This window comes from Paenarthrobacter sp. TA1.8 (genome assembly GCF_048595705.1).
GTDB lineage: Bacteria > Actinomycetota > Actinomycetes > Actinomycetales > Micrococcaceae > Arthrobacter > Arthrobacter nitroguajacolicus.
In genome coordinates, this window is sequence record NZ_CP184287.1 from 3,836,641 (window position 1) to 3,862,030 (window position 25,390).

29 protein-coding genes and 2 pseudogenes are annotated in these 25,390 nt (G+C 61.7%); 11 read left to right on the top strand and 20 right to left on the bottom strand.

Annotated elements, in window-relative coordinates:
• Positions 1 to 12: 12 nt before the first annotated feature.
• The 7 genes and pseudogenes from ACNAOT_RS17880 to ACNAOT_RS17910 all read right to left on the bottom strand — a co-directional run bounded on the left by ACNAOT_RS17880 (position 13) and on the right by ACNAOT_RS17910 (position 5,570).
• Positions 13 to 1,288: pseudogene (locus tag ACNAOT_RS17880) on the bottom strand (MFS transporter).
• A 108-nt stretch (positions 1,289 to 1,396) separates the two neighbouring features.
• Positions 1,397 to 2,809: an MBL fold metallo-hydrolase gene (locus tag ACNAOT_RS17885; protein WP_420178815.1), complete on the bottom strand. Its 1,413-nt coding sequence runs from the start codon at positions 2,807 to 2,809 to the stop codon at positions 1,397 to 1,399.
• 117 nt (positions 2,810 to 2,926) lie between these two features.
• Positions 2,927 to 3,289: a thioredoxin gene (gene trxA, locus ACNAOT_RS17890; RefSeq protein ID WP_420178816.1), complete on the bottom strand. Its 363-nt coding sequence runs from the start codon at positions 3,287 to 3,289 to the stop codon at positions 2,927 to 2,929.
• Positions 3,290 to 3,356: 67 nt separating this feature from the next.
• Positions 3,357 to 3,653, bottom strand: coding sequence for a rhodanese-like domain-containing protein (locus ACNAOT_RS17895; protein WP_420178817.1), 297 nt, complete (start codon positions 3,651 to 3,653; stop codon positions 3,357 to 3,359).
• A gap of 30 nt (positions 3,654 to 3,683) precedes the next feature.
• Positions 3,684 to 4,025 (bottom strand): rhodanese-like domain-containing protein, encoded by a 342-nt coding sequence (locus ACNAOT_RS17900; RefSeq protein WP_420178818.1) that lies wholly within the window; start codon positions 4,023 to 4,025, stop codon positions 3,684 to 3,686.
• A gap of 25 nt (positions 4,026 to 4,050) precedes the next feature.
• Positions 4,051 to 4,950, bottom strand: coding sequence for a sulfite exporter TauE/SafE family protein (locus ACNAOT_RS17905; protein WP_420178819.1), 900 nt, complete (start codon positions 4,948 to 4,950; stop codon positions 4,051 to 4,053).
• The gene (locus tag ACNAOT_RS17910) at positions 4,947 to 5,570 is read right to left on the bottom strand and encodes a rhodanese-like domain-containing protein (RefSeq protein WP_420178820.1); all 624 of its coding nucleotides are present in this window, start codon (positions 5,568 to 5,570) and stop codon (positions 4,947 to 4,949) included. Before ACNAOT_RS17910 ends, ACNAOT_RS17905 begins: the two co-directional genes overlap by 4 nt.
• 122 nt (positions 5,571 to 5,692) lie before the next feature.
• Between ACNAOT_RS17910 and ACNAOT_RS17915 the strand changes: the two genes are divergently transcribed.
• The 3 genes from ACNAOT_RS17915 to ACNAOT_RS17925 all read left to right on the top strand — a co-directional run bounded on the left by ACNAOT_RS17915 (position 5,693) and on the right by ACNAOT_RS17925 (position 6,916).
• Complete coding sequence (locus tag ACNAOT_RS17915; RefSeq protein WP_420178821.1) at positions 5,693 to 5,950, top strand: metal-sensitive transcriptional regulator; 258 nt, start codon at positions 5,693 to 5,695, stop codon at positions 5,948 to 5,950.
• A gap of 217 nt (positions 5,951 to 6,167) precedes the next feature.
• Positions 6,168 to 6,584, top strand: a complete 417-nt coding sequence (locus tag ACNAOT_RS17920) for a MarR family winged helix-turn-helix transcriptional regulator (RefSeq protein ID WP_420178822.1) — start codon at positions 6,168 to 6,170, stop codon at positions 6,582 to 6,584.
• A gap of 152 nt (positions 6,585 to 6,736) precedes the next feature.
• Positions 6,737 to 6,916: a hypothetical protein gene (locus tag ACNAOT_RS17925; protein WP_420178823.1), complete on the top strand. Its 180-nt coding sequence runs from the start codon at positions 6,737 to 6,739 to the stop codon at positions 6,914 to 6,916.
• A gap of 76 nt (positions 6,917 to 6,992) precedes the next feature.
• Here ACNAOT_RS17925 and ACNAOT_RS17930 read toward each other — a convergent pair whose 3' ends face one another.
• A complete protein-coding gene (locus ACNAOT_RS17930) occupies positions 6,993 to 8,456 on the bottom strand; it encodes a protein adenylyltransferase SelO (RefSeq protein ID WP_420178824.1) in 1,464 nt (487 codons plus the stop codon).
• Positions 8,457 to 8,565: 109 nt separating this feature from the next.
• Here ACNAOT_RS17930 and ACNAOT_RS17935 point away from each other — a divergent pair, with 109 nt between their 5' ends.
• Positions 8,566 to 9,429 carry a carbohydrate kinase family protein gene (locus tag ACNAOT_RS17935; RefSeq protein WP_420178825.1) on the top strand — a complete coding sequence of 288 codons (864 nt, stop codon included), beginning with the start codon at positions 8,566 to 8,568 and terminating at the stop codon, positions 9,427 to 9,429.
• Here the strand turns inward: ACNAOT_RS17935 and ACNAOT_RS17940 are convergent.
• Complete coding sequence (locus ACNAOT_RS17940) at positions 9,426 to 10,661, bottom strand: ROK family protein (RefSeq protein ID WP_420178826.1); 1,236 nt, start codon at positions 10,659 to 10,661, stop codon at positions 9,426 to 9,428. The two genes, ACNAOT_RS17935 and ACNAOT_RS17940, sit on opposite strands and share 4 nt — an antisense overlap.
• A gap of 518 nt (positions 10,662 to 11,179) precedes the next feature.
• Here ACNAOT_RS17940 and ACNAOT_RS17945 point away from each other — a divergent pair.
• A complete protein-coding gene (locus ACNAOT_RS17945) occupies positions 11,180 to 13,282 on the top strand; it encodes a carbohydrate binding domain-containing protein (protein WP_420178827.1) in 2,103 nt (700 codons plus the stop codon).
• 81 nt (positions 13,283 to 13,363) lie between these two features.
• Here the strand turns inward: ACNAOT_RS17945 and ACNAOT_RS17950 are convergent, their stop codons facing one another.
• The 3 genes from ACNAOT_RS17950 to ACNAOT_RS17960 all read right to left on the bottom strand — a co-directional run bounded on the left by ACNAOT_RS17950 (position 13,364) and on the right by ACNAOT_RS17960 (position 15,114).
• A complete protein-coding gene (locus ACNAOT_RS17950) occupies positions 13,364 to 13,897 on the bottom strand; it encodes an alpha/beta hydrolase (protein ID WP_420178828.1) in 534 nt (177 codons plus the stop codon).
• A 166-nt stretch (positions 13,898 to 14,063) separates the two neighbouring features.
• Positions 14,064 to 14,396, bottom strand: coding sequence for a hypothetical protein (locus ACNAOT_RS17955; RefSeq protein ID WP_420178829.1), 333 nt, complete (start codon positions 14,394 to 14,396; stop codon positions 14,064 to 14,066).
• Complete coding sequence (locus tag ACNAOT_RS17960; protein WP_420178830.1) at positions 14,383 to 15,114, bottom strand: GAF and ANTAR domain-containing protein; 732 nt, start codon at positions 15,112 to 15,114, stop codon at positions 14,383 to 14,385. Before ACNAOT_RS17960 ends, ACNAOT_RS17955 begins: the two co-directional genes overlap by 14 nt.
• Positions 15,115 to 15,295: 181 nt before the next feature.
• On the opposite strand from ACNAOT_RS17960, the gene ACNAOT_RS17965 reads away from it, so the two are divergent.
• A complete protein-coding gene (locus ACNAOT_RS17965; RefSeq protein WP_420178831.1) occupies positions 15,296 to 15,484 on the top strand; it encodes a hypothetical protein in 189 nt (62 codons plus the stop codon).
• A gap of 33 nt (positions 15,485 to 15,517) precedes the next feature.
• Here ACNAOT_RS17965 and ACNAOT_RS17970 read toward each other — a convergent pair whose 3' ends face one another.
• The 3 genes from ACNAOT_RS17970 to ACNAOT_RS17980 all read right to left on the bottom strand — a co-directional run bounded on the left by ACNAOT_RS17970 (position 15,518) and on the right by ACNAOT_RS17980 (position 16,927).
• The gene (locus ACNAOT_RS17970) at positions 15,518 to 15,895 is read right to left on the bottom strand and encodes a hypothetical protein (RefSeq protein ID WP_420178832.1); all 378 of its coding nucleotides are present in this window, start codon (positions 15,893 to 15,895) and stop codon (positions 15,518 to 15,520) included.
• A gap of 127 nt (positions 15,896 to 16,022) precedes the next feature.
• Positions 16,023 to 16,310 carry a hypothetical protein gene (locus ACNAOT_RS17975; protein ID WP_420178833.1) on the bottom strand — a complete coding sequence of 96 codons (288 nt, stop codon included), beginning with the start codon at positions 16,308 to 16,310 and terminating at the stop codon, positions 16,023 to 16,025.
• A 137-nt stretch (positions 16,311 to 16,447) separates the two neighbouring features.
• Positions 16,448 to 16,927, bottom strand: coding sequence for a TM2 domain-containing protein (locus tag ACNAOT_RS17980; RefSeq protein WP_420178834.1), 480 nt, complete (start codon positions 16,925 to 16,927; stop codon positions 16,448 to 16,450).
• 554 nt (positions 16,928 to 17,481) lie between these two features.
• On the opposite strand from ACNAOT_RS17980, the pseudogene ACNAOT_RS17985 reads away from it, so the two are divergent.
• From ACNAOT_RS17985 to ACNAOT_RS18000, 4 genes and pseudogenes are all read left to right on the top strand, one after another.
• Positions 17,482 to 17,679 (top strand): annotated as a pseudogene (locus ACNAOT_RS17985) (S-layer protein); the annotation flags it as partial.
• A 288-nt stretch (positions 17,680 to 17,967) separates the two neighbouring features.
• A complete protein-coding gene (locus ACNAOT_RS17990; RefSeq protein WP_420181190.1) occupies positions 17,968 to 18,618 on the top strand; it encodes an S-layer homology domain-containing protein in 651 nt (216 codons plus the stop codon).
• A 123-nt stretch (positions 18,619 to 18,741) separates the two neighbouring features.
• Positions 18,742 to 20,295 (top strand): glucose-6-phosphate dehydrogenase, encoded by a 1,554-nt coding sequence (gene zwf / locus ACNAOT_RS17995; RefSeq protein WP_420178835.1) that lies wholly within the window; start codon positions 18,742 to 18,744, stop codon positions 20,293 to 20,295.
• Positions 20,292 to 21,197, top strand: a complete 906-nt coding sequence (locus ACNAOT_RS18000) for a glucose-6-phosphate dehydrogenase assembly protein OpcA (protein ID WP_420178836.1) — start codon at positions 20,292 to 20,294, stop codon at positions 21,195 to 21,197. Before zwf ends, ACNAOT_RS18000 begins: the two co-directional genes overlap by 4 nt.
• Here the strand turns inward: ACNAOT_RS18000 and ACNAOT_RS18005 are convergent.
• Together ACNAOT_RS18005 and ACNAOT_RS18010 are read right to left on the bottom strand one after the other, a co-directional pair.
• On the bottom strand, positions 21,194 to 21,991 hold the full coding sequence (locus ACNAOT_RS18005) for an aspartate dehydrogenase domain-containing protein (protein ID WP_420178837.1): 798 nt from the start codon (positions 21,989 to 21,991) through the stop codon (positions 21,194 to 21,196). The two genes, ACNAOT_RS18000 and ACNAOT_RS18005, sit on opposite strands and share 4 nt — an antisense overlap.
• 46 nt (positions 21,992 to 22,037) lie before the next feature.
• The gene (locus ACNAOT_RS18010; protein ID WP_402934848.1) at positions 22,038 to 22,595 is read right to left on the bottom strand and encodes a MarR family winged helix-turn-helix transcriptional regulator; all 558 of its coding nucleotides are present in this window, start codon (positions 22,593 to 22,595) and stop codon (positions 22,038 to 22,040) included.
• A 198-nt stretch (positions 22,596 to 22,793) separates the two neighbouring features.
• Between ACNAOT_RS18010 and ACNAOT_RS18015 the strand changes: the two genes are divergently transcribed.
• Positions 22,794 to 23,312 carry a cupin domain-containing protein gene (locus ACNAOT_RS18015; RefSeq protein WP_011774625.1) on the top strand — a complete coding sequence of 173 codons (519 nt, stop codon included), beginning with the start codon at positions 22,794 to 22,796 and terminating at the stop codon, positions 23,310 to 23,312.
• A 123-nt stretch (positions 23,313 to 23,435) separates the two neighbouring features.
• Here ACNAOT_RS18015 and ACNAOT_RS18020 read toward each other — a convergent pair whose 3' ends face one another.
• Genes ACNAOT_RS18020 through ACNAOT_RS18030 form a run of 3 tightly spaced genes read right to left on the bottom strand, consistent with a single transcriptional unit; the run spans position 23,436 to position 25,374 of the window.
• Positions 23,436 to 24,533 (bottom strand): Rieske 2Fe-2S domain-containing protein, encoded by a 1,098-nt coding sequence (locus ACNAOT_RS18020; RefSeq protein ID WP_420178838.1) that lies wholly within the window; start codon positions 24,531 to 24,533, stop codon positions 23,436 to 23,438.
• A gap of 3 nt (positions 24,534 to 24,536) precedes the next feature.
• Positions 24,537 to 24,755, bottom strand: a complete 219-nt coding sequence (locus tag ACNAOT_RS18025) for a recombinase-like helix-turn-helix domain-containing protein (RefSeq protein WP_091470632.1) — start codon at positions 24,753 to 24,755, stop codon at positions 24,537 to 24,539.
• Positions 24,748 to 25,374, bottom strand: coding sequence for an alpha/beta fold hydrolase (locus tag ACNAOT_RS18030; protein ID WP_420178839.1), 627 nt, complete (start codon positions 25,372 to 25,374; stop codon positions 24,748 to 24,750). Before ACNAOT_RS18030 ends, ACNAOT_RS18025 begins: the two co-directional genes overlap by 8 nt.
• Positions 25,375 to 25,390: the final 16 nt, after the last annotated feature.

Sequence of the window (25,390 nt, forward strand, 5' to 3'; positions counted from 1 at the left end):
TAGGACCAGTGCCTAACCGGTTATGTGGTCGTTGCCGCGCATTCGGACGGCGACTACCAGGCCGGAGGTTGCTGTGAGTGCAGCGACGGTCGCGATGGCTGCGGGTATCCCATAAAGATCTGCGAGAAGACCTGACAGGAGTGCTCCTACGGCGAAGCCGCCGTCGCGCCAGAGCCGGTAGATCCCGACGGAGCGTGCACGCCAGGTGGGATGGGCGACGTCCCCGATGGCGGCCAGGAGGGCTGGGTAGACCATGGCCGTTCCGAATCCGAGGAGGACAGCGGCGATAAGCCAGGCCCCGAAACTGTGAGAGGCGGCGACTATGGCGAGTCCCGCGGCTTGGACGATCATGCCGGCCACAATGAACCATTTGCGGCCCCATCGGTCTGAGGCGGCACCGGTGAAGAGCTGCCCGGCGCCCCAGACCGCGGGGTAAACGGCGGCCAAGATCCCGACTTGGTTCAGGTTTAGCCCGGAAGTAACGAAGAGGACCGGAAAAGAGGCCCCAGGCGAGGCCGTCGTTGAGGTTGTTCACCAGTCCTGCCTGACTGGCCGCGGAGAGTGAGCGGTCTTTGAAGCTGGTGAGGGTGAAAACCTGTCCCGTGGTGAGGCCGGAGTCGGCACTCCTGTGTGCACTTACGTGCTGGGAGGCTTCCATCTTGGCATGGTGGTGGGTCTCGCGAATGGTCAGGACTGATAGGCCTAACCCGAGAGCGATGTAGGCCGCGCCGAGGAGGAACGGGCCAGGCCGGAGGCCATACGCGGAGGCAATGTACCCGGTCGCGAGGGCCGTGAAGGCGACTCCGAGGTAGCCCGCTGCTTCGTTCAGGCCCATGGCGAGGCCGCGCTGTTTCGGACCGGTCAGGTCCATTTTCATGATGACGGCAGTGGACCAAGTCAGGCCTTGACTGACTCCGAGGAACACGTTTGCGGCAACGATCCATTCCCATGACGGGCCGTAGATGAGCATGAGCGGCACGGGGATCGCTACCAGCCATCCTGTGATGAGGACGGGTTTGCGGCCGTACCGGTCAGAGAGTGTGCCCGCGAAGTAGTTCATCGCGGCCTTGGACAGACCGAACGCGAGGATGTAGGTCAGGGCGCTTGTGTAAAGGTCCAGGTGGAAGGTCTGCGAAGCGAGAAGGGGAAGCACGGTGCGCTCTTGGCCCAGCGTTCCACCCACCAGGGCGTTCACTGCCACCAGCAGCATGAACTGTGCCAGGTTCTGTCGCAGGCCCAGTGCGGCGCGGGTGGAGTGCATCGCGCTTTCCGCCTTTGTTCTGGCCATTCCTGGGTACTCGCTTTCGTGCCGGGAACATAAAGGTGCCCGGACGCATGGGGGACGCGTCCGGGCGGGCCCGGGCAGGAGGGGGGTCCTGCCCGGGCGGTCTTATGGCTACTTTGCTGAGACGGCGTTCTGTCGGGTCTGCTGGAAAGCGTCCCAGGCTGCGTAGCTGCCGTCGAGTTCGACGACGTCGTATCCGGCCCGGCGCAGGGCGCTGGCTGCGACGGAGTTCCGGACGCCGGACTGGCAGTAGGTCACGATGGTTCCGTCTGTGGGGAGCTTGTCCAGGTGCCACATGATCCGGCCGCCGCTGAGCTGGTACGAGCCGGGGATGTTACCGGCGGTGTGTTCGCTGCGGTTGCGGACGTCCACGACCATGGCGGCGTCGAAGCCCTGCAGCTCTTCTGGCTGGATCAGCTTCGGGGTAGTCATGGGGAGCCCCTCGATGCTGGTGACGTAGCCGGCGACGTTGTCGATGCCGACCCGGACCAGGTGGTCCCACATCTCCATGGCCTGTTCCTGTTCTGCTGCGAGCAGTACCAGAGGGTTCTTGTCGGTCTCGGGGTTTACTACCCATGCACCGTAGCTGGCCACGGACTTCCCGGCCGGTACGTTCAGGGATCGGGCTACCGTGCCTTCGTGGACTTCGCTGTTGGGGCGGGTGTCGATGAACGTGACTTTGTCCGCCGCCAGGTCCTTTGCGACGTCTGCAGTGTCCAGTTCCTCAAGCGGTGCGCGTTCTCCCATGACGGCGGGGCCTTCACGGTTTTCGCGCTTCATCCGTCCGAAGTAGGCGTGCGCGTCGGGCTGGCCGTCGAGGAGCTCGTCGATGAAGCCCTGTTCGTCGTTGGCTGCGAGGTAGGGGCCCCACCAGGAGTAGAGCCGCTCGTAACCCACGGTGGAGGAGGGGATGGCACCGAGGGCTTTGCCGCAGGCACTTCCGGCGCCGTGTGCGGGGTGGACCTGGACGTAGTCCGGCAGGGTCAGGAATTTGTCCCGCAGGCTGGCGAAGAGCTGCTTTGCGCCTTCGAAGCGGGTGTCGATCCCGCCGGCTGCCTCGTCCAGCAGGTCGGGACGTCCCAGGTCGCCGGAAAAGACGAAATCACCGGAGAGCAGGTAGCCGGGCTGGTCGCTGAACGCACCGTCAGTGACCAGAAAGGAAAGGTGCTCGGGTGTGTGGCCCGGAGTGTGCACGGCTTCGATGCTGATGTTGCCGATGGTGATCTTGTCGCCGTCGTAGAGGCGTTCGCCATCGAATTCGTACTGCCAGTCCGGTCCGCCTTCGCCGGAGACGTAGATCTTCGCGCCGGTGGCGGCGGCGAGTTCGCGGGTGCCGGAAAGGTAGTCCGCGTGGATGTGGGTTTCGGTGACGGCGATGATCTTCATGCCGTTCTTCTCAGCGAGTTCCTGGTAGACGGCGATGTCGCGGCGGCCGTCGACCACAACGGCGGTGCCGTTGGCCTGGCATCCGATCAGGTAGCTGGCCTGGGCGAGGTCTTCATCGTAAATGCGTTCGATAAGCATCTGGGGATCTCCTTCGGTTGAAAGGGGTTTGGGGGTTGTCCTGAATCCAGTATAGATACCCCCGGGGGTATCCTGCAACCAGGTTGCGGGCGATACGCATGGTCGCATGGCATTGCATCAGGCGTTCTGGGGTCCGGCCTGGGCGCGGAGTTCATTCATGTCCAGGTTCTTGACGGCCTGGATGACTTCTTCGAGGCCGGTGGCGTTGAGGGCCCCGGGCTGGGAGAAGACCAGGGTTTTGTCCTTGAAGGCCATCAGGGTGGGGATGGAAGTGATGCTCGCTGCTGCGGCGAGGGCCTGTTCGGCTTCGGTGTCGACTTTGGCGAAGGTGATGTCCGGGTGCCGTTCTGCGGCCTTGCCGTAGGTGGGGGCGAACATGCGGCACGGGCCGCACCATGCTGCCCAGAAGTCAACGAAGACGATTTCGTTGCTCTCCAGGGTCTGGGCGAAGCTCTTTTCGGTGATGTCGATGGTTGCCATCGTCTTTCTTGTCCTTTCGGGCGTTGTAGGTGGAAGGCGCCTTGGTGGTGGCGGGGACCGGAGGGGGTCAGATGGTGGGGAGGCCGGCGCGGGTCCAGGCGGTCATGCCGCCTGCCATGGTGTCGGCGGTGAAGCCGGCTCCGTTGAGGGCGTCGGCCACGCGGGCTGAACGGTTGCCGCTGCGGCAGACCGCAATGACGGGCACTGCCGGGTCCAGTTCTGACAGGCGTGCCTGCAGTTGGCCCATGGGGATGTGCAGGGCGCCGGGGATCATGCCTTCGGCGACTTCGAAGTCTTCGCGGACATCGAGGATGCGGGCGCTTGTGCGTCGCTGGTCGGTTTCGGTTATGGTGATTTCAGCCATGGGGTTCTCCTTCGAAATAGTGGGCTGTTGTTAGCGGATGGGTTCGCCGGCTGCGCGCCAGGCGCTCATGCCGCCGCGCAGGGAGTAGGCCTGGTACCCCTGGGAGGCAAGGAGCCGGGCGGCCGAGGCGGAGCGGACTCCGGATGCGCAGATGGCGATCACGGGTTTGTTCTTATTGATTCCGGCAGGGCTGGTTTGCAGTCGGTCCAGGGGGATGTGCTTGGCCTGTGGAGCCCGTCCGGAGCGCCATTCTTGGGCGGAGCGGACATCGATCAGGACGGCGCCTGAGGACAGGAGGTCCTTGGCCTCAGCAACCGAGAGCGTTGTGTAGGGCTTGCTGAAGGCTTTTTTCAGGGAACTGATGAGGCCCATGGTGTTCTCCTTGGTGGTGATGAGTTCAGGCGGGTGAGGGGATTTGGCTGCGGCGGCCGGTGCGGCTGCGCAGGGGGCACGAGCTGATGAAGAACCAGCAGATGCCCGCAGTGGCTGCGGCGAGGGCTGCGACTCCGGCGGCGATGAACCATTGCAGGTCGGCCGGGGCTTGCTGGATGAGGACGAAGGTTCCCATGGCCAGGACGAACCAGCCGAAGGCTTTGCGCAAGGCGTCTTCCGGGATGCGGCCGGCGAGTTTGGAGCCGATGAGCGAGCCAATGATGGCGGCAGCGGTCACGCCGAGGGTGAGGCCCCAGTCGAGCTGGACGGTGGTGAGGTATCCGGCGAGCCCGGCGAAGGACTTCATGGCGATGACCACCAGGGAGGTGCCTACGCCAACGGACATCGGCAGCCCGCCGAGCAGCGCCAGGGCCGGGACCACGAGGAATCCGCCGCCTGCGCCGACCAAGCCGGTGATGAGCCCCACGATGGCCCCGTCGAGCAGCACCCGCCCAATGGGCAGTTCGTGCTTGACCGGCGCGGCGCCGTCGTCGTTCTTCTTTTTCCGGCCGCGGAGCATGGCCACGGAGGTGGCCACCATCATGATGGCGAAGGCGATGAGCAGGATCTGGCCGGGGATATGCCCGCCCAGGAGACCGCCGACGAATGCGCCAGCCATGCCGGCCGCCCCGAAGATCAGGCCGGTTCGCCACATCACCCTGCCCCCGCGGGCATGGCTGATCACGCTCACGGCGGAGGTGACGCCGACGACGAACAGGGAGGCTGCGATCGCTTCCTTGGCTTCGAAACCGGCCACGTAGACCAGGATCGGGACTGTCAGGATGGATCCGCCGCCGCCCAGGACGCCGAGCGAGAGTCCGATCACCACCGAGAGGGCAAGAACCAGGAGCAGGGTAAAGGTCATGATGCCTTGGCCTCGGCATTAACCTCGGTGTTGATGGGCAGGGCAAGGATGGCGCTTTCGCGGGTGGGCTCCGTGGCGGCCTTGTTCCACGGCATGGCCGAGATGGCCTTGCCCATAGCGCAGGTGTTGGTGGCCGCGGAAAACGTAAGTCCGGTTCCGATGACCCCGGCAAGCATCCGGATTTTCGGGGAGATGAACTTGCCGCCGGCCAGGCCCAGGACCACGAGGGAACCGGCCACAAGGCGGACCTGCCGCTCAAGGTCCCAGCGATCCTTGCCCTTGACCACGTCACCGCCGGCGGCGGCGAAACCGGGCGCGCCGCCGGTCAGGACGTAGGCGGTGTCGATTCCGGCCTTGGCAAGACGCTGGCGGGCCTGCTCGGCTCGGACGCCGGACTGGCAGACCAGGACCACGCGGGAGCTCAGGCGGTAGGCGAGTTCATCCGTGTGCTCGGACAAAAGTGGCAGGGGCACGTTGTAGGAGCCACGGATATGCATGGATTCGAACTCAGCGGCGGAACGCACGTCAATCACCACGAGGTCCTGGTGCTCTTGGAACCAGGACTGGAGAGTTTCAGGGGCGAGTGCAGTAACGGTCGGTGCCGCGGAAGCGGAAGTCATGGTTGGCCTCTCGGAAGGGGTCGGGTGGATACCCCACCGAGTATTACAGATACCCCCAGGGGTAGTCAAAACACCCTAGGGGGTATAAGATTGGGGGAAGTTATCAATAGTTGGAGAAACCCATGGAACTCAATCCTTCAGAACTGACCCCTGTCATCAACCGGCTCAAGCGAGCCCAAGGGCAACTGTCCGCAGTCACCCGCATGCTTGAAGAAGGCCGGGACTGCAAGGACGTCGTCACGCAGCTCGCAGCTGTATCAAAGGCGCTGGACCGGGCAGGGTTCGCCATCATCGCAACGGGCCTTGAGCAGTGCATTGTGCAAGAAGACGCAACTATGGACAAGAAGGACCTGGAAAAGCTCTTCCTCTCGCTCGCCTAGCCAGACCGACTGTCGAGCAGCCCAGGGAGCACCGCCGCCTACAAACTCCCCCGCCGCTTAAGCTGTCACAAACGCCGGAAAACTTCACCGACGCCAACTAGCCGCCATCTAACGGACAAGTCCACAAGCTTCCACCACGGGTCAACTTTCAACGCAGCAGGCCTGATGTAGCCTTAGTAAGTAAGCTGACTATTCTTACAAGCGTGGGGGTGCCTGAATGCCTGATATGGAACTATGGCCAACCAGCCGACTGCTGTCCACGGCAGCGCGGCTCGTGGAGCTTGCATGGAACGACAAACTACGCCCGCTGGGGTTGACCTATCCGGCGGTACTTACTCTTGATGCCGTTGCCACGGCAGGGCCTATCACGCCTGGAGATCTGGCAAAAAGCGTCCGGGTGCAAGCCCAAACCATGGGCCCGCTGCTTACCAGGCTTGAATCGCGAGGCTTCATCCGTCGTGAACCCAATCGATTCGACCGACGCAGCCAGCTGATATCCATTACCGACCTAGGCCTGACGTTGCTGGAGCAGTCCCACCGCCAAGAAAACAATGTGCTCGCAGCCATCAACCTGGACTCCGAGGACCTCCGCGAAGAGCTTCTGGCAATCGTGCGCCACACAAATTTCAACTAAGTGTTAGGTAACCCCGCGTAGACGAAAGCTCGTCTATCTAGCAGTATGGAGTTATCCGCTGATGAAGTCCGGCGTCCCAAAGAGAAATCTCCAACGACAGTACCGGGCCGTAGACACTGAGAGTGACGCCCGGACGAGCAAAAAAGGGCATCATGAGTGAACTTCAAATAGGCGACAGCCTCCCCGTAGACCTCCTGAGTTTCAGGGCAGCAGAGTGCCTCGTATCAACAGGCGCCGCTGAATCCGAGGACGTGTGCGTTCTCGATGCAGGCCACACCGGCCACCATTTGGCTGCAGGCGCAGACATGGTGGTTCGGGCCGTCTGGAGCTAGAACACGCGAACAACAAGTTAAGGGCAAGCGACGCCGTTCGGGTCGCTTGCCCTTTGCTTTCCTCATGCAGCGTTCCTTAAGTTCCGCAGAACGTCCGGTAGGGGCCGAAGCTTTCCGGGGCAGGCTCGGCGTACTTCTCCATGCCCGGGCGTTCCCTGAACGGGTCGGACACGGCCGCCAGCAAGCGCTCCGTAGGGCCTGTGTCCCCCTCGCTTGCGGCGGCAAGGGCTTCCTCCACCAAGTGGTTCCGTGGAATATAGATCGGGTTGACCCTGTCCATGGCTTCGGCATCCGGATTGAGTGCCCGCCAGCGTTCCAACCATGCATCGAAGGCGGCCAGGTCCAGGATCTGCCGACGCGCGGGCTCAGCCTCCCCGCGGGCTGCCTTTCCAAGGCTCCGGAAGAACGAGGTGTAGTCCGCGCGCGCCTCCTGAACCAGCTGAAGGAGGTCATCCACCAAAGGTGAGGCCACGTCGTCGTCAATTTCCTCAGGCAGCCCAAGCTTGGCCTTCATGCCGTTGAACCACGTGGCGCTGTACTCCTGGCGGAATCCATTGAGCGCCTCGACAGCAAGGTGTACCGCTTGCTCCTCATCCTGGTGGATCAGGGCCGCAATCGATTCGGCGAAACGTGCAAGGTTCCACTCCGCCACCACCGGCTGGCTGCGGTAGGCGTAGCGTCCCATCTCATCAATCGAGCTGTACACCGCACCAGGATCGAAACCCTCCATGAAGGCGCACGGACCGTAGTCGATGGTTTCACCGGACACCGTCATGTTGTCCGTGTTCATGACACCGTGCACGAATCCGACCAGCATCCACTGCGCCACAAGTTTCGCCTGCACTGAAATGACGCCCTTGAGGAGTTCCAGGTAGCGGTTTGCTTCATCAGCCGACGACGGGTGGTGGCGTTCGATCGCATGATCAGCAAGCCGGCGCAGCAGATCCATGTCATTGGATGCCCTGGCATATTGGAAACTGCCCACACGCAGGTGACTGCTGGCGACCCTGGTCAGAACGGCCCCCGGCAGCAGAGTCTCCCGCTGAACCTGACGCCCTGTGGCCACCACCGCGAGGGACCGGGTGGTGGGAATGTTCAGGGCATGCATGGACTCACTCACGATGTACTCGCGCATCATGGGACCAATCGCCGCCTGGCCATCACCATTCCGGGCAAACGGGGTGCGCCCCGAACCCTTGAGATGAATGTCGCGGAGCGTCCCGTCTGCACCGGAAACCTCGCCGAGCAAGAGGGCGCGCCCATCCCCCAAACGCGGCGAGTACCAGCCGAACTGGTGACCGGCGTAGCCCTGGGCCACCGGAGTCGCTTCCTCCGGCAGGGCATTGCCGACCAGCAGCCGAACGCCCTCCGGGCTCCGGAGAAAGTCAGGATCAAAACCAAGCTCGACGGCGAGTGGCTGGTTGAGCACCAGCAGCTGCGGATCCGGGGCCTCCTCCGCATGCCAAGGAATAGCCAGCTCCGGGAGCTCCCGTGCGAAATGCCCTTCGAAGGCGATGGTGGAACGCGCTACGTCACTCATCACTTAAGGATATAGATGCTGTTCCCGGCGCGAAACGACGGGCCGGCCAGCAGGGCCCAGCCTGAACTTGCTCTGTACCAGTGCATCCAACGAGTGATTGGATATGGCCATGTCTGCTCCTCCCTCTGTAGCTGTCTGCGGCCCCGCGTCGTGGAATCAGCTCATCCTCCTCGACCACCTTCCGGAGCCTGTCCCCCACATGCAGTTTGCCCGCCGCTCGTGGCACACCATCGGTGGGACCTCCGCTGGCAAGGCACTACATCTGGCCGGCCTCGGCGTGAATGTGCGGTTGTGTTCGCCGCTTGGAACTGATGCCGAGGGCCAGCGGATCCGCAGCGCCCTTACGGCAGCCGGGATCGACGTCGAGCCCCTGGCGTCCGAGCAGACCGAACGCCACCTCAACTTAATGTCCGACGACGGCAAGCGGGTCTCGCTGTACCTTGCGGTTCCGTCGACGCCCACCGAGCACGAACTCAGCATCGCGGCTGAGGCGGTGGCTGCCGCCGACGTCGCCGTCGTTGACCTCAGCGAACTTGGTGCGCTCCTGTTGCAGCGCTTGGACGCTCAGGAGACTCCCATTTGGGCGGACCTTCACGACTACGACGGATCGTCAGAATTCCATGAACCGTTCCTTCGCGCTGCCACAACCGTGTTCATGAGTGCCGACAGTGCAGAAGACCCGTGGGACCTCATGCGCTCCTGCTTGGAACGCGGCCCCCGCTTGGCCGTTTGCACCCGCGGAGCAGAGGGTGCCATTGCGCTGGAGGCTTCCGGGGCACGGCACGAGGTCAGCGCTCTTCCCGCCGATGTTGTTGATACCAATGGTGCCGGTGATGCCTTCATGACCGGCTTCCTCGCCGCGACACTCCGCGGTGCCACCATTGACGGTGCCCTGACGGCAGGCGCGGCTCAGGCCCGCACGGCGGTTGAAAGTGACCATCTGCACCCGAAACTTTCGGAGCTGCTGATCTAGCTGTGGTGCAGCTCGATATCCAGGGTTTCCTTCTCGACGAAGTCCAGGGCACTTCTAACCGCGCCCATGGTCACCACGGAATCACCCAGGGGTGAAACAGCCAGCCGCGGAGGTGTAGCGGTGAAGTGGGGTAGTTGCTCAGCGATTGGGTCCAGCAGCGCGCCTGCAGACTTGGCAACTGCACCACCTATCACCACAAGCTCCGGGTTGTGGATGGTAGCGACGGCCCCGATGACCCGTGCCATACGATCGGCAAGTCGATCCAGAATCCGCCGTGCCACCGCGTCACCTTGGCGAGCGGCAGCGAAGACGTGTTCAGCTTCGATGGCCTCTGGAGGATATTCACGGAGTAGCGTTTCGTCATTCCCAGTGAGGGCCTCGGCAGCCCAGGTGCGTGCCATGAGAGCGATCCCAAAGGTGTCCCCCACCCCCTCAACCTGCTTGAGGAACGCCAGCTCGCCGGCGCCTCCGCCGCAACCATGCAGAAGCCGGCCGTCGTCGATCACTCCGGAACCAAAGCGCTCGCTGGCGAGGATAACCACGACGTCGTCCACCCCCACTGCTGAACCGCGCCAACGCTCGCCCAGGGCCGCCAGGTTTCCGTCATTAGCGAGCAACACCGTCCACCCGTGAAGCTCCTTCAGCGCCGATTTCAAGCCAACGTCCAGAAGTGCCCAGAAGGGTTGAGTCACCAATACATCGCCGTTACGGCCCACCGGTGCCGCAATTCCGGCACTGACTGCGAGAACCGCATCGGGGGTGACGCCGGCCTTGCGAAGGGCATCACATGCCGTACTGTCAATGGCCGATACACGCTCCCGGGGACTGATATCGGAGCCCGGAATGCTGTCATCAGCCGTGATCTGAACTCCACGGAACTGCTGGCTCGCCCTGCCCACCATTTCCCCACGAAGGTTGGACACCACCGCCGTGACCTTCGAGACTCCCACATCCAGGCCAACAACGTACCCTGCGTCCTCATTCAGAACGAACCGTCGGGCGGGACGTCCTTTGAGGTACTCACCAAACTCGCGTTGGTTTTCAAGCTCCGTGATCCAGCCCCGGTCCACGATCTCTTCACATACAGAGATGGCAGTTGCCCGCGCTAGCCCCGTCCCCTCCATGACATCCGAGATTGTCACGATGGTAGAGGCCCTCATGAAGTCCAAGACCGATCTGAGGCTTGCCCGCCTCAGCATCTGCGGCGTGGGCGAGGAGGAAGGGGCGCTCATTGGGTCTTGACCTCTCTGTAGCTCAGGTCACATAATACTTCAGGCACTAAATTTTGAGTCCAAATTAACTTCGGAGACACAATGAATGCAGCCCCGGACCATTCAGGAAGCCCCACCTCCAGCGAATCAGGCTTGGACCGCTGGCACACACTATGGGAGCCCGCCGCTCGCCGGTACCAGCCCGTCGTCGAACATCCGACGCCGGCCCCTCCTTCCGCAGCCCCCTCATCATCAGAGCCGACAGTACAGCTCTAGCTCGGCCCCTCGTCCTCGTCCCCACGTTTTGACCTGTCAAAACCAGTCCTTCCGCACGCGAGTTTTTTCGTGCCAAAGACGTGCTTTCTCCGACCTGCAAGCGCTTCCAATTTTTACTAAGTTGCTCTTGTTTATTGGCCAAACTCCGCCTACCTTGATGGGAGCCGTCATCGTGACGCGGCCGCCCGTTCCACATGGGCGGCGTCAACCGCTGCCAGGACTCCCGGCCTGCAGCGGCCACCTCATTGAGGAGACTCACCTCTATGCCAGCACACGACGAGGACGTCGCAGTCCGGTTTTCCAGCAATGGGAAACGCTTTCAGTTATTGGCCGCTTTGGTCCTCATGGCCTTCTTCGGCACCCTCTTTTCCTCCACAGCTTCTGCTCCATCGGCCCTCGCCGCAGCTCCCGGGCCCAAAGACGCCACAGCGGTGATGTTCTCCTGGACGTGGAATGCAATCGCTCGCGAATGCACAGAGAACCTCGGGCCAGCCGGATACGGATACGTACAGACATCTCCCCCGCAAGAACACGTTCAAGGCCCGGAATGGTGGACCCATTACCAGCCGGTCAGCTACAAGGTTGAGTCACGGCTGGGCACACGGGCCGAGTTCAAGCAGATGGTGGACACCTGCCACACCGCGGGTGTGAAAGTGATTGCGGATGCCGTGATCAACCACATGTCCGGGAAGAGCGCCGGGGGAACGGGTTGGGCAGGAACCTCATTCCAGCACTACGACTATCCCGGAAACTACCAAGGGCAGGACTTTCACTCGTGCCGAAGGGACATCGCCAACTACCAAAACCGATGGGAAGTTCAGGAGTGCAATCTGGTCAACCTCTCAGACCTCAACACGTCCTCCCCCTACGTTCAGGGAAGAATTGCCGGATACCTCAACGACCTGGTGGCCTTGGGAGTTGACGGGTTCCGGATTGACGCCGTCAAACATATTGCGGCCAACGACATGCAAGGAATTCTCTCCAGGGTCAATGACCGTGCCCGGCTCTACATAGTCCAGGAAGTTATCCGGGCTAACGAACCGATCCAGCCGGAGGAATACACCAGCAACGGTGATATCCACGAGTTTGCTTTCGCCCGCAAACTTAAAGAGGCCTTCAACGGCGGGAACATCAACTGGCTGATCACAGGTAGTGGCATTGGCTCCAGCTGGGCCGGTTTCCTTCCTCAACAGAACGCCGCGGTCTTCGTCGACAACCATGACACTGAGCGAAATGGTGAAACGCTCACTTATAAGGACGGGGCAAACTACGATCTTGCCCAGATCTTCACACTGGCTTGGAACTACGGGTCCCCGTCGATCCATTCAGGTTATTCCTTCTCCAACAATGAGACAGGACCGGCGGTTGCCTCCAACGGGGAAGTCATGGATCCCGTGTGCGGCCAGAATGGCTGGACGTGCAAGCATGCGCAGACCAACATCGAAAACATGGTGGGCTTTCGAAATACAAGCTATGGTGCGCCGATCGTCAACAAGTGGGATAACGGCTCGAATGCCCTCGCCTTTGGTCGTGGCGACAAAGGTTACGTGGCGATCAACCGTGGCAATGCCATCACCAGGAGCTTCCAGAGCTCCCTTCCCGCTGGCCGCTACTGCAACGTGATTGTGGGACTGCCCACCGCCACCGGCTGCTCGGCGGGTGACGTGGTAACCGTGGACGCATCCGGGACTTTCCAGGCCACCGTCGGCCAAAACGCCGCCCTCGCGCTGCACATCAACGCGAAAGCAGGCGGACAAACAGAACCGGGGGCCAGCAACCTCAAGGTGTATTACTCCACGGCCAAGGGCTGGAGTGACTACAAGATGCACTACCGGGTAGGCACAGGCTCATGGACAACTGCACCGGGCGTAACCATGACCGCCGCCTGCACTGGCTGGGTCGCCTACACCATCCCCTCCGGCTCAACCGGGGCAACGGCCGCGTTCAACAACGGAAGCGGCGTTTGGGACAACAACAACACCAACAACTATGCATTGAACGGTGGGATCGCAGCGGTGAATGGCAGCGTGGTTAGTCATGCCGATCCATGCAGCGGTGCATCTACCCCTGAGCCGACAGACACCGCAGTGCTGTTCTACTCGACCAACAAGAACTGGTCCGCCTATAACGCCCACTATCGGGTGGGCACCGGAGCGTGGACCACTGCGCCCGGCGTAGCCATGGCTGCCTCATGCCCTGGTTGGGTAACCACCTCCGTCCCCCTCAATGGAGCTTCCGGACTTACCGCAGCCTTCAACAATGGGGCCGGGACATGGGACAACAACGGAACAAACAACTACACCGCTGTTCCTGGCTACCAGCAGGTGAAAGACGGCATCGTCAGCCAAGGAAACCCCTGCGCCTGACGCACTAAGACCTCACGGGATGGGGCCTTCCGATCCCGTGAGCCGGGAAGGAGGCGGCGCCGGGTTCCGGCGTCGCCTCCGCTAACCAGACAGAGACCACTCGGCCATGAGGTCAACAGCCCTGGTGAAGGCGTCCAAGCGTGGTCGGTTCAGGAAGGCGTGTCGGGTACCTGGTAGCGTGTGCTGCTCGACGTCGGCTCCCGCACTTAGCAGTTCGGCAGCGAATCGGTCACCCGATGCACGCATGGCGTCGCGATCTGCATTGATCATCAGCGTCGGAGGGAAGCCGTCCAGCTCGTGGCCTCCCGGGAACGCATAACGGTCATTCAGCGCCGACCGTGTGCCCGCGTAGTTGCGGTTCACAGCGTTCAGGACCAACCGAGAGTGTGTCAGTCGGCGGTGATCACGAACCCGTCGTTGGATCTCGCGGGACACAGCGTGCGAGGAGTGAGAGAAGCCGTAGGCAAGGATTACACCCTTAGCTGCTGAGCCGATGTCGAGAGCTTGGAGTGCTGCTGCGGCTGCAAGGCACGCCCCTGCGCTGGCACCACCGAGAATTACCCGTCCTGCAGACTGGCTGCTGACACTTCGAAACCCTGTCAGAAGGTCTTCCACGGGAGGGGAAACCGTCCCCGGGGCAGCACGTCTCCTCTGCGGATCCAAGAGAGCCCGGAACCGGAGCAAGACGATAATCAACCGTGACCACCGGCAGCCCTCGACCCTAGCGTCAACCGCGCTCAAGGACGCACTCGCTCATGGGCGTTCACGTTCAGGCGCAAACCTAGGGCCTCTGCTCCCTCCCTTTGTCCGGTAGCGGTGGCCGGCTCAGAGACACTTGTTCGTCGTAGGGCGCGCGGGGCAGGGCAGGCAGTTCGTCGATGAGTTCATTTGCCGCGTGCGCCAGCAGATCCCTCTGCAGGGCAGGCAGGGAGTGGAGCGACTGAAGGTAGGCATCCACCTCGTATTCGCCAACCATCCCGCCAATGGAAAAGTAGCGCAGCCACAGATCCTCCTCGGGGATACCGGCGCTCGCCAAGGCTTTGCGTAGACCCTTGAGCTGGAGTTGTTCTTGAAGAGGTAATCCCTCGCAACGTTTCCGCTCAGGTCGCGTCATAAGAGTCCTCATTCCTCCCGCCGCTGAGGATCTCGGCGCTGACGGAAGCCAGGGACTGCTTCGACGCTTGGGACATGTTCAGCAGTTCCCGGACCGCATCCTCCTCGGTCATTCCCCGTTGGCCCATGAGGTACCCCTGTGCACGGCTGATAGCGTCCCGACTGATCAGCGCCTCGACCAGACCTTCACTGAAGCGCTTCGGTGTGTCAGAGCTCTGAATGTTGTCCAAGAGGATGGCGGCAGAGGCCGCAAGCTTCTCCAAGGGACGCGCTGTCGTCAGGTTGTAGGCGTCAGGGGCGGCCGCATAGAGCTTCATGGCTCCAAGACATTTGGTTCCGCGTATTAAGGGGACGCTGATGACTGAGGCAATCTGGAGTTCCCGCGCGGACTCGGTCCACAAAGGCCAACGATCATCTGCCTCTGCGTTGCCAACGATGACAGTGCGCTCGGTTGCCCACGCGGTCAGGCACGGCCCCTCCCCTAGGCGGTACTGCGACTGGTCACCCTGGATAACCAGGGGATCCGTTGCCCCCGCACTGGTTCGGTTGCCCTGCTCATCAATGAGGGATACTCCGGCTCCGGCACTGCCCGGAAAGGCATCGCGGACCCCTTCGGCAAGCAGCTGCACGGCCCGATCTACCTTTTCCTCTGTCAGGAGTAAGCCCTTGATCCGGGCCAGAGTAAGGGTCAGTTCGTCGAGGGGAAGTTGCTGGGACATGATGAAAAAAATGACCTTCCGCGGGATGCGAATCCCGCCGATAACTCCAGGCCGCTTGCTGGACCTGACTCATTCTCAGAATAGGCACAGCGGGATTCGCTTCTCAACGGACGCGCCACCGATAAGCGGAAAATGGCTGCGTCCTCACGAAGGAACAGCACTAAAATTGAAGCCAGAGGGTATGGCGATGTCTCTGGCTTTGGTAATTGCCCTGGTCCTGATGGGCATGATCTGCCTGGCCGCTGCGATAGGCGCAGTGGTCTTGGTAATCCGCGACGGCCGCGGGGAAATTCCGTTGGAGCCACCCGTCCGGCCATGGGTTGCAGGAACACTTCCGAGTCGCCCATACTCCACACTGCCGCGCATTTAACACGCACGCGCCACAAACCTACACCACGGCGACTCAAGGGTGGATGTGGCGCCGCAAAGCCTCCAGGGTGGTCTCCGGCGAGGTGTTGAAGCAGAACGGGATGCCGGGCGACTCTGCGCTACAAGTGTTGATCACCCGCTCGAAGAGTTCCGTGTAATCCGGGACCATCCTGATGCCACCGCCGACCATCACCAGACCAAAACGATCACGCGAGAACGCTGCACGGATCTCCGATTCGGCCTCGTCCGGTGAAGTTCCAATGAGGCAGGACACGGCATCAAAGCCGGCGGCGATGGTCGCCCCGAAGCCGGCCTCGATCCGCTCGGTCATGATGGCTTCATCGAGTCCGGGAGGGAGCTTGCTGTAGTCGAGGGCGCTTGCACGGATACCGATCATCAGGATTCGAGTCATGCCGCTCACTGTGCCATGCGGCGTTTCTGTCTTCAATAACGGTGAAATGAGATCGCCGACCTCAGACGATTCATCCACCAAGAAGCCCCACCCGGTTCATCCGGCTGGGGCTTCTCTTGTGCCAGCCTCAGCTGGCTACACGACGTCCTTGCTGCGACTGCGGCATGGTGTTGGAATACTGAACTCTTCCGCCCGATCGAGCCATGTCCACCTTGGAACTGTTCCTGGCTGGGGCAGAGACCGGCTTCGCAACCGGGGGCAGCTTCATTTCAGAAAGGCGCTTCACGGTAGGTGAGGTCTCCCGGTTCAGTTGCTGGTCGAGTGTGACCTTGAGACGTGCCGCGAGAATCTCGCGGCGCAACTTCTTGAACACCTGTTCTTTGCGTGCTCGGTTTCTATCTATCTGCGGAGCCATCTACCTCCCCTCGCTCGTTCCGGGATTGCAGTCGTAGACCGCATAGACTATTTCGCCCTGCAGGAGACCTGCCCTGATTTGCTCGAGTTGCTCGGGCTTGTCGTGAATGACGTTGCTCAAAGTTTTGCCTTCCCGCGTCAGTCGCGAAGGGGAACGCCCTTGGCGTCCCTCCTGAAGTACTCAGCACCGGCAAGGATCATAATGCCCTCCACGAGGCCCCAAAGACCCACCAATCCGAACGTGAAGATGCCCAGCACTACCGTGAGAACCAGTTGGATGACACCAATAGTGGTGTAGCCCAGGTAGAAGCGGTGGATGCCGAGGCCGCCCAGGAAGATTCCCAAAAGGCCGGCGGCGATCTTCGACTTCGGCTGCGGGTAACCGTAGGCCATGTTGGGCTGAGGCGGCTGCGCCCCGTACTGCGGTTGCTGGGGCACCTGCGGTTGGGCGTAGTACTGAGGCTGAGGCGGCTGGGCGCCGTACTGAGGCTGCGGTTGCTGGGGCACCTGCGGTTGCGCGTACTGCGGCGGCTGAGCGGAATAATCCGGCTGCTGCGGCGCCGGAGGCTGGTTGCCCTCCGGGGTATCAGGATTGTTGTCGGGGTGCGGCTGTGTCATGGGGATGCCTTTCGGAGAATGTTGATCCAGCCCAAGGTGGAGGGCATCCACAGTCTTCAACAAGATCCCCAACATCCATGTGCCGACCATCAGTCTGACGGACGTAGCCCCGCCACGCCACAACTAAACCATGTTCTTTAACTGTCGGTCCCCGCGGGTAGCATCCGAGAGAATGCGCTGCTCAGAGCGCACACAATCGAATATGGGGAACCCAGATGCCCAAGGCACTTTCGTGGTTGGCGGCACTTTCGCTGACCGCGTCGGCGGCTGTCTTTATGCCGCAAACCGCTATGGCCGCAGAAACGGCCAGCGTTTCAACACTTTTCTCGTCCTTGTCTGTCACCACTGAAACTAATACCGGCTACGACCGCGATCTCTTTCAGCATTGGATAGATGCCGACGGCGACGGCTGCGACACACGCTCCGAGGTGCTCCAACTGGAGTCATTGTCGCCGGTGACGTTCGGCTCGGGCTGCACCGTAGCCACAGGGCAGTGGACCTCCTGGTACGACGGCGGCACCTGGACTGTTGCGTCCGACGTCGACATCGACCACATGGTTCCCCTGGCGGAAGCCTGGGGTTCCGGCGCGAGCGCCTGGACGGCCGAGCAGCGGCGCGACTACGCCAACGACCTCACCTTGGACGTGGCCCTAGAAGCCGTGACAGACAACGTGAACCAGTCCAAGAGCGACCGCGATCCAGCAGAATGGATGCCACCGCTGGCCGGAACCGCCTGCGAATACGTCACGGACTGGGTGCTGGTGAAATACCGCTGGCAGTTGACCGTTGATGCAGCCGAATCCGCAGCAATTTCGTCCACCTTGCAAGGTGGCTGCGGAACCAGCCTGGTCCCTGTGCCAACCATCGCTGTTGAATCCACACCTGTTGATCCGGGCCCCATCACTTTCAGTGACGTCAACGGATCCACTCAATTCAACGTGGAAATTTCGTGGCTCGCTTCCCAAGGCATTTCCACCGGTTGGGTGGAAGCCGACGGTAGCCGGACCTATCGGCCGCTGAATGCCGTAAACCGTGACGCCATGGCGGCCTTCCTGTATCGCCTGGCCGGCAAACCTGCCTTCACTCCCCCGGCGACGTCGCCTTTCACCGACATCACGCCGTCGAGCCAGTTCTACAAGGAAATAACGTGGCTCGCGGCAAGCGGCATCTCCACAGGATGGACGGAGCAGGACGGTTCCAAGACCTACCGTCCACTTAGCCCGGTCAACCGCGACGCCATGGCTGCCTTCCTCTACCGGTTCGGGGGCAATCCCGCGTTCTCGGCACCGAGCACCTCACCGTTCGTGGACGTTCAAGTCGGCAGCCAGTTCTACCAACAGATCACCTGGCTGGCATCGCAGGGCATCTCCACAGGTTGGGACATTGGCTACGGCTGCCGCGCTTACAACCCGGTTCAGCCCGTGGCCCGTGACGCCATGGCCGCGTTCATGTACCGCTTCGTCAATGGTGGCACCGGCGGAATCACGGGGAACAACTGTTCCCCTCCGCCGCCGCCGGTTACGCCGCAGCCTCCGGCCAACCCGGGTGACACCAAGAACTGCACGAGTTTCAGTACTTGGCAGGCCGCCCAAGCCTGGTTCGACACCTACTACCCGTGGTACGGCGACGTCGCGCGGCTGGACTCCGACGGCGACCGCATCGCCTGCGAGTCCCTGCCCGGCCACCCGTAACAGAATGACGACGGCGGGTCCCGGCTCTTGATGCCAGGACCCGCCGTGCACTACACAAACGGGCAGTATTTCCCATCCATTTATGGCGTTCCAGCTGTCCGTTCAGGGCGCCATGCTAGATGCATGCCCCCTCTTGAGCTTGGATCAGACTCCCGGCGGAATCCTTTGCGGGATCCGCGGGATCGGCGCCTGAATCGTATTGCCGGGCCGTCGTCGTTGGTGTTCTTCGGAGTCACTGGTGATCTTGCCCGTAAGAAGCTGATGCCAGCGGTCTATGACCTTGCTAATCGTGGCCTGTTGCCTCCCAGCTTTGCTTTGGTGGGTTTCGGCCGTCGCGAGTGGGATAACGCGGATTTCGCGGCCGAGGTCAAGGAAAACGTCAAGGCCCACGCCCGGACGAAGTTCGATGAAGCAGTATGGGAACAGCTCGCTTCGGGTATCCGTTTTGTTCAGGGCGAGTTCGACGACGACGACGACGCTTTCGAGCGTCTCGGTGATGTTCTTGATGAGCTGGATGAGACCCGTGGCACCCGGGGGAACCATGGTTTCTATTTGTCGATCCCGCCCAAGGCGTTCGAGCAGGTCTGCCGGCAGTTGTCCAAGCACGGTCTGGCGCAGGCCAACCCGGGTCAGTGGCGTCGTGTGGTGATCGAGAAGCCGTTCGGGCATGACCTCGAGTCGGCCCGGCAGCTGAACGACATTGTCGAGTCGGTGTTCCCGGCTGATGCGGTGTTCCGGATTGACCATTATTTGGGGAAGGAGACGGTGCAGAACATTCTGGCGTTGCGTTTCGCGAACCAGTTGTTCGAACCGCTCTGGAACGCCAACTACGTGGATCATGTCCAGATCACCATGGCAGAGGACATCGGCACGGGCGGACGTGCAGGCTATTACGACGGTGTGGGTGCTGCCCGTGACGTGATCCAGAACCACTTGCTGCAGTTGCTGGCGTTGACGGCGATGGAAGAGCCGATCTCGTTTAATGCCGATGATTTGCGGGCGGAGAAGGAAAAGGTCCTCGCGGCGGTCAAACTGCCCGAGGACCTCTCCACCCATTCGGCCCGGGGTCAGTTCACCGGCGGGTGGCAGGGCGGGGAGGAAGTCCTCGGGTATTTGGATGAGGACGGGATCCCGGCCGATTCGAAGACCGAAACTTATGCTGCGATCCGGGTGGATATCAATACCCGCCGTTGGAATGGTGTGCCGTTCTACCTGCGGGCCGGTAAGCGCCTGGGCCGGCGGGTGACCGAGATCGCGGTGGTGTTCAAGCGGGCACCGAACCTGCTCTTCCGTGACCACAACGATGATGACTTCGGTCAGAACGCCGTGGTGATCCGTGTCCAGCCCGACGAGGGCGCCACGATCCGGTTCGGTTCCAAGGTCCCGGGCACGCAGATGGAAGTCCGTGATGTGACCATGGACTTCGGCTACGGGCACTCCTTTACCGAGTCCAGCCCCGAAGCCTACGAACGGCTCATCCTGGACGTGCTCCTGGGCGAACCCCCTTTGTTCCCGCGGCACCAGGAAGTGGAACTGTCCTGGAAGATCCTGGACCCGTTCGAGGAATACTGGGCCGGGCTCGATGAACAACCGCAACCCTACGCACCGGGCAGTTGGGGGCCGGCCTCGGCCGATGCCCTGCTGGCCCGTGACGGACGAACCTGGAGAAGGCCATGATCGTAGATCTTCCCGATACCACCACCTCCAAGATCTCCAAGAAGATCATGTCGCTGCGCGAACAAGGCGGCGTGATCGCTCTGGGGCGTGTGCTGACCCTGGTGGTGGTGACCAAGTCCGGGCAGGAAGAAGACGCCATCGAGGCAGCCAACGAAGCCAGCCGGGAACACCCCTGCCGGATCATCGTGCTGGCCGACGCAGGCGTGGAAGGCCCGGACCGGCTCGACGCGCAAATCCGTGTCGGTGGCGACGCCGGCGCTTCTGAAGTCATCGTCCTGCGCGGACACGGGCACATGGCCCACGAAAGCGAATCCCTCGTCGCGGCCCTGCTCCTCCCGGACGCACCGATCGTGGCCTGGTGGCCGCACGGCGCCCCGGAAAGCGCCTGCGAGACATCCATCGGCCGGATCGCCCACCGCCGCATCACCGACTCAGCCAACGAACCCGACCCCCGCCGGGCGCTGGAGAACATCCGGGCCACCTACAAAGCCGGCGACACCGACCTCGCCTGGACCCGCCTGACCAACTGGCGCATGCAACTCGCCGCAGTCTTCGACCACGTCGACGCCCAGTCCGTGACCGCCGTCGAGGTTCAAGGCGCCTACGATTCCGCCAGCACCCACCTGCTGGCAGCATGGCTACAGCACTCCCTGAACGCTCCCACCACCGTTGTGGAAGGAGAGACAGGGATGGGCATCCGCAGCATCAGGCTCCGCCGCGATAACGGGGATGTCCAACTGTCCCGGCCGGGTCAATCAGGGGTGATTCTGACCCAGCCGGGACAGCCCGCACAACGCATCACGCTCCCCCGCAGAAGCCTCAAAGACTGCCTCGCAGAAGAACTCCGGCGCCTCGACCCCGACGAGGTCTTCGGAGAAGTGATCGGCGTGAGGCGTGCTTAGATCATCCCGCCGCGCGCGCCGATGATCAGTTCCAAGGACCGGAGCACAGCGAACGGTACAACGCCGCTGGTGCGCGGGTTTTGTGGCGATACTTTATTGCAGATTTCAAAGCGGTAATTCCCGCTGTTTCCGGAAGCCTCGATCAAGTGCGTCGTCAGCTCAGCCGCCGGGTCGGCTCTCACAGAGACCGCCACAGCGTCCCAGTCGTCTACCGCGAGGGCGACGGCGGCAGCCACGTTGAGCGACTTGGGGAACAATTGAGTGGCTCGGGCGGCAGACCCGGCAAAGATCTCAATGGGGCCGGCAGTATTCCGAATGCGATCAGCCTCAACCTCGTCCATCCACGGCTGAATCAGGGAACCCGGCAGCTTGGTTGTGGTTATCCTGACGGCGTCGTACCCCGTTGCGCGGGCGCCCGACGCCAACAGATCCAGGCCACCAATGGAGCCCGGGGTCAAGAAGAGCCTGCCAGGGCCTGCGGCCGACAACCGCTGTGAGAGGTGTGGGTCCGCAAGCGCCCCGAGTGATGTAGCGAGCAGGTCTACGCCCGCTGAAAGCACAGCCTCGCCATGCTCAACCAAGACCTCCTGCCCAGCACATTCAACCAGGAGGTCACAGCGCTCCAGCGCTTGTTCCATCTCAAGCTGCGGTGCCGGCGCGTTGTCTATGGCGCTGCGGCAAATGACCCCCTCAAGGGTGGCCCCCTTGACTTTTCCAGCTGCAATGTCAGCAGCAACACGAGCCCCAATGGCTCCATGTCCGATGATTCCGATCCTGCGGGCTCCTGGCTTCATTCGATTCCTTGCTTGATGGAGTGGATGGACGAACCCGCGCCGTGATCTAGACGTTCAGCGTAAGTTCGTCCGCGGAGGAAGCCTTCGGGTCGTAGGCGACGATGGAGGCTTCAGTTTTTTTCAGTAGCAACGCCAGTTGTTCGATCTCCTTGGAGGTCAGGCCGGCGAGCATGTTGCGCTGCGTTTCCAGATGCTTTGAAATGACCTCGTCAATGAGCTCTTTGCCATGGTCCGTCATCTGGGCGTAGACCACCCGACGATCCTCCTTGGACCGAACCCGCTCAATGAGGTTTTGTTCCTCCATACGGTCCAGCCGGAAGGTGATGCCGCCCGTGGTCAGCATGGACGAGCTGGCCAGTTCACCAGCAGTCTTCCGGTGCGGAGGGCCGGATCGACGCAAGTTCGCCAGAACATCAAAGGATGCCAACGTGAGCCCGTACTCCTCATAGTTCACATCCTGCACAGCTCGCTGCCGTGCCACCAGGCTCTGCAAGCGGCCAAAGACGCCGATGGTCCTGGGATCAAGGTCCGGGCGTTCGCGGTGCCAGTCCTCAATGATGGCGTCCACGGCGTCCGTGTCAGTGTTCCGCGATTCGGTGGTCATGCGCACTCTCTCCTTCATTTGGTCTAAGCATCTTAACACTGAGCTTCCCAACGAAGGCAGTAATTATGAGCACTTTCCACCGGGGTCTTGCAGCGCGTCCTACTATATCTTAGTCTTGAGATAGTTAGAGTCGAGGGAGATTGAAACCATCCCGGCTTTTGCGAACTCAGGCAATTACCAATCCGAGAGAGGTCCATCATGAGCGACGTTATCGAAAGCAAGTTACCGGAACTTGAGGAGCTGATTGATTCGGCCATCGCCTCCCGTGAGAGCCGGGTTGTTGACTTCAATACCCTGAAATTCCAGACCAAAATGGGTGAAAAGTTCCGACGCGGACAGGTCCGCTACATCGGTTCCGGAGCTACCGGAGACCATTCGGACGACAACAACATCCTCCAGGCGGAGCACTTCACCTTTTCCAACATGGTGCTGCCCGCCGGATGCGTAGGTCCTGAGCACACGCACCCGGACGTCGAAGAGGTGTTCTTTGTCCTCGAAGGAGAGGTGGAGTTCAGCGTGCACGACGTGGAGGACGGCAACAAGAAAGCAAGCCGCGTGCTCGGCTACCGCGACCTGATCCGCGTCCCGGCAGGCGTTCCCCGGAGTTTGCGCACCGTCAGCGACGTTGACGCAATCATCTGCGTGATTATCGGCGCCAAGAAGCCGGAGATCCCGTTCTATCCGCCCACCTCGGAGATGTATGGCGTGACCCGCTAAATCTCCAAGAACCCGGGTACCGGCCGATGTGGCCAGTACCCGGGTTTTGTTGTGCTGAATTGGTTGGGACACGACAAGAAAGAGCCTGCAGCTCGAAGAGTTTCGAGCTGCAGGCTCTTTGGGCTAAACGACTCCCTCTGAGAGAATCGCGGCCTGTTTCTGGGCATCGGCATCATGGACCCTGCGGATCCTGGCTACTCCAAGATCATGCTGATACAGGTGCTCATCCCTGTCCGCATCTGCAGCCAGCGCCTCCAACAATTCCCGGTCCTGTTCCAAGACCACCCAGTGCTTTTCTTCAAGGGTTGTCTTGTACATGAATCGCCAAACGTCCCGTTCCCAGTCTGAAACGGTCCGGGTACGCCAGTGGAAAACGGCGGAGGTATGGGCATCAATAGGAGTGGACATTCCTACGATGCCGAACGAACCCCCGGGACCAGCCGAATCGGCATACGGGATCTCCAGGTCCACGTAGTCCATGGCTTCACGGCAGTACTCCACCCAGTCAAAATTCTTGCCACGCTGGTCCGTTTTCTCGAAGAAGAATCCACGATCGGTCTCGCGGATACGGAAGCGGGCACTGGTATCACCGCCAAACATGGAATGCGAGTCACGGTGGAGGAACGCGCCGTGCATCGGGTCCAGGACGTTGTCCATATAGAAACGCCACGGACTCTTCCATTCAGCGTAGTTTGAGAACCAGGAAACCTCGGGGTTGTCCAGGCGATCGGGCAGCTTGAACGCCGTCACCACGGAGTCCTCGGTCAATGGCATAAAGGCAAAGATCATGTCAGCGCCTTCCTCCACTGCCAGCGATGCTGTGACTGTCTTACCCTCAAGCGCGCAGCCGGGCATCCCCGGAACCGAAACCACGGTACCGCGGCCGTCCACCTGAACGCCGTGGTACTTGCATGCCACCCGGTCCCCCAGGTGTTGGCCCACGGATAACGGGGCGCTGCGGTGGGGACAGCGATCCTCCAACATTCGGATTTGCCCCCTGGCATCGCGGAACAGGAGCCAATCCACTCCCAGCCGTCGCACTTTGACCATGTCGCCGGGGCCTACGAACCGGGACGGGTAGATGGGGTACCAGCGATCCCTCAGTCCCGTCGCGGCCAGTTCTGCGGCATCGAGTTGGCGCCGGGTGCCGACGACAGTTTTGATCTTGGCCCTGCCGGCCCTGGCTCCGGCGGCGCTTGCCGTTGCAGTTGCAGTTGTCATGTCCTACTCTCCCAGTCGTCGCATTTCGGAACGGAATCGCGTTTCATCCCACGGTTCACCGTCCGGGGCGTTCAGGCCCAGATTGTTCAATCCCGAGATGATGGCCGGCAGCTCGTGGCTACCACTGGCGAAAATCTCGGACAGGGCTCCGGCGAGCTTCAGCTCATAAGGATTGGCAGGACCCACCCGGGACTGGTTGGCATCAAGATATTGCTCAGGCACTGTGTTCCTCCTGTGTTTCGGTGACGGTGTGCAGACCTTCAGCGATGTTCATGAATGACCTGCTCCACTCGTTGAATGAGTGGGATCGGCTCTGGTGTGCTGGAACGGCAGTGTTGTCGATGATGACAAAGACCCCGTTCCTGATTCCCCCGGCGATGCTTTGCGGTATGGAGATATCGGCGGCCAGGTCAGGGGCGGCGGCAATGACCAACGACGGCGCACGCACCCGCCGGAGCGTGGCCACGAACCCCTCAACCGACGTGTCCACCAGTGGGTCGCCCAGGATGACACTCTTGACCTGCTCCGGGTGCAGTGCCGCGAGCATGATGGCCCCGTACGCAGCTGTTCCGCTGGCAAGGATATGAGCTGGACCGGCTGTTGACTCGTAGAGGGCTGCCGACGCCGCTTCTACCCACTCATCCATTTGGCCGGGCGGTCCGGTGACGTCAAACGTGATGCCGATTCGAGGTTCCCAGGCACGGGCCCCCAAAGCGTCAAGCTGTTGGGTGAACCATTCGGCTGCTTCCTCGCCGCCGTGCAAGCACACGACGTCGTGCTGTGGCACCACCTCGTCTGGCTCATAGCCAAGGTGCAGATCTACTTCCGTACTTGATTTCATGTGCTCTCCTGCTCCT

Excerpts from the sequence above, each read along its gene's own strand:
- ACNAOT_RS17885 (WP_420178815.1), bottom strand. The coding sequence starts at position 2,809 with ATGCTTATCGAACGCATTTACGATGAAGACCTCGCCCAGGCCAGCTAC.
- trxA (WP_420178816.1), bottom strand. The coding sequence starts at position 3,289 with ATGGCAACCATCGACATCACCGAAAAGAGCTTCGCCCAGACCCTGGAG.
- ACNAOT_RS17895 (WP_420178817.1), bottom strand. The coding sequence starts at position 3,653 with ATGGCTGAAATCACCATAACCGAAACCGACCAGCGACGCACAAGCGCC.
- ACNAOT_RS17900 (WP_420178818.1), bottom strand. The coding sequence starts at position 4,025 with ATGGGCCTCATCAGTTCCCTGAAAAAAGCCTTCAGCAAGCCCTACACA.
- ACNAOT_RS17905 (WP_420178819.1), bottom strand. The coding sequence starts at position 4,950 with ATGACCTTTACCCTGCTCCTGGTTCTTGCCCTCTCGGTGGTGATCGGA.
- ACNAOT_RS17910 (WP_420178820.1), bottom strand. The coding sequence starts at position 5,570 with ATGACTTCCGCTTCCGCGGCACCGACCGTTACTGCACTCGCCCCTGAA.
- ACNAOT_RS17915 (WP_420178821.1), top strand. The coding sequence starts at position 5,693 with ATGGAACTCAATCCTTCAGAACTGACCCCTGTCATCAACCGGCTCAAG.
- ACNAOT_RS17920 (WP_420178822.1), top strand. The coding sequence starts at position 6,168 with ATGCCTGATATGGAACTATGGCCAACCAGCCGACTGCTGTCCACGGCA.
- ACNAOT_RS17925 (WP_420178823.1), top strand. The coding sequence starts at position 6,737 with ATGAGTGAACTTCAAATAGGCGACAGCCTCCCCGTAGACCTCCTGAGT.
- ACNAOT_RS17930 (WP_420178824.1), bottom strand. The coding sequence starts at position 8,456 with ATGAGTGACGTAGCGCGTTCCACCATCGCCTTCGAAGGGCATTTCGCA.
- ACNAOT_RS17935 (WP_420178825.1), top strand. The coding sequence starts at position 8,566 with ATGTCTGCTCCTCCCTCTGTAGCTGTCTGCGGCCCCGCGTCGTGGAAT.
- ACNAOT_RS17940 (WP_420178826.1), bottom strand. The coding sequence starts at position 10,661 with ATGAGCGCCCCTTCCTCCTCGCCCACGCCGCAGATGCTGAGGCGGGCA.
- ACNAOT_RS17945 (WP_420178827.1), top strand. The coding sequence starts at position 11,180 with ATGCCAGCACACGACGAGGACGTCGCAGTCCGGTTTTCCAGCAATGGG.
- ACNAOT_RS17955 (WP_420178829.1), bottom strand. The coding sequence starts at position 14,396 with ATGACGCGACCTGAGCGGAAACGTTGCGAGGGATTACCTCTTCAAGAA.
- ACNAOT_RS17960 (WP_420178830.1), bottom strand. The coding sequence starts at position 15,114 with ATGTCCCAGCAACTTCCCCTCGACGAACTGACCCTTACTCTGGCCCGG.
- ACNAOT_RS17965 (WP_420178831.1), top strand. The coding sequence starts at position 15,296 with ATGGCGATGTCTCTGGCTTTGGTAATTGCCCTGGTCCTGATGGGCATG.
- ACNAOT_RS17970 (WP_420178832.1), bottom strand. The coding sequence starts at position 15,895 with ATGACTCGAATCCTGATGATCGGTATCCGTGCAAGCGCCCTCGACTAC.
- ACNAOT_RS17975 (WP_420178833.1), bottom strand. The coding sequence starts at position 16,310 with ATGGCTCCGCAGATAGATAGAAACCGAGCACGCAAAGAACAGGTGTTC.
- ACNAOT_RS17980 (WP_420178834.1), bottom strand. The coding sequence starts at position 16,927 with ATGACACAGCCGCACCCCGACAACAATCCTGATACCCCGGAGGGCAAC.
- ACNAOT_RS17990 (WP_420181190.1), top strand. The coding sequence starts at position 17,968 with ATGGCGGCCTTCCTGTATCGCCTGGCCGGCAAACCTGCCTTCACTCCC.
- zwf (WP_420178835.1), top strand. The coding sequence starts at position 18,742 with ATGCCCCCTCTTGAGCTTGGATCAGACTCCCGGCGGAATCCTTTGCGG.
- ACNAOT_RS18000 (WP_420178836.1), top strand. The coding sequence starts at position 20,292 with ATGATCGTAGATCTTCCCGATACCACCACCTCCAAGATCTCCAAGAAG.
- ACNAOT_RS18005 (WP_420178837.1), bottom strand. The coding sequence starts at position 21,991 with ATGAAGCCAGGAGCCCGCAGGATCGGAATCATCGGACATGGAGCCATT.
- ACNAOT_RS18010 (WP_402934848.1), bottom strand. The coding sequence starts at position 22,595 with ATGACCACCGAATCGCGGAACACTGACACGGACGCCGTGGACGCCATC.
- ACNAOT_RS18015 (WP_011774625.1), top strand. The coding sequence starts at position 22,794 with ATGAGCGACGTTATCGAAAGCAAGTTACCGGAACTTGAGGAGCTGATT.
- ACNAOT_RS18020 (WP_420178838.1), bottom strand. The coding sequence starts at position 24,533 with ATGACAACTGCAACTGCAACGGCAAGCGCCGCCGGAGCCAGGGCCGGC.
- ACNAOT_RS18030 (WP_420178839.1), bottom strand. The coding sequence starts at position 25,374 with ATGAAATCAAGTACGGAAGTAGATCTGCACCTTGGCTATGAGCCAGAC.